Raw genomic sequence first — 658 nt, 5'->3', positions numbered from 1 at the left:
ACAGGCCGACTTGGTGGCGTTCATGGAAGAGGTGGCGTGCGCGTATCCGTCGGGCACCGTGCACGTCGTCTGGGACAACCTGAACACGCACCGCGCACAGGCAGTGTGGGCCGACTTCAACGCCCGGCACGGCGGACGCTTCGTCTTTCACTTCACGCCGCTGCATGCCAGTTGGGTCAACCAGATCGAGCTGCTGTTCGGGATCTACACGCGCCGCGTGCTGCGCCACGCCAGCCATACTTCCACGCAGCATTTGCGCCAGCGCACCGAGGCCTTCATCGCACAGCGCAACGTCTCGCCCAAGCCGTTCAAATGGACGTTCGCCGGCTTCGAGTTGCAAACCGGCGAACCCAAGAAGGTCCCCCGCAATGCCCGCACCCTTCGCCCAAGCCGCCGCCGCTGAGTTACAGCGTTACCTCGCTGAACTCACCGGCCACACTGCCGCTCACGTGCGTCCCTACGGCAAGCATCTGCTGATCCAGATGCACCGTGACGACACCGTCGAGACCGTGGCGCGCCTGACCGAAGTCGCCCGCAACAAGTACACGGCCGCGTTTCACAGTCACACCGGTCGCTGGGAGCCATTGCCGGCCCCAGCAGCCGACCTGAAGCAAACCGCCGAACTCGTCACCACCCTGCTGGCGCCATACCTGGAACC

The 658-nt window shown here is 64.7% G+C and carries 2 protein-coding genes; both read left to right on the top strand.

All coding sequences use genetic code 11. From position 1 onward, the window contains the following. Positions 1-403: transposase (locus ALA01S_RS31330; protein WP_174548681.1), on the top strand; the 403-nt coding region annotated here is incomplete at its 5' end. Then, positions 369-658 (top strand): hypothetical protein (locus ALA01S_RS31325; RefSeq protein ID WP_066343700.1); only part of this gene is annotated, 290 nt, incomplete at its 3' end. The genes ALA01S_RS31330 and ALA01S_RS31325, both read left to right, overlap by 35 nt.

This window comes from Azohydromonas lata NBRC 102462, from assembly GCF_001571085.1.
Classification (GTDB): Bacteria; Pseudomonadota; Gammaproteobacteria; order Burkholderiales; family Burkholderiaceae_C; genus Azohydromonas; species Azohydromonas lata.
The sequence above is the reverse complement of the archived record's forward strand: the minus strand, read 5'-3'. Positions and strand labels throughout refer to the sequence as shown.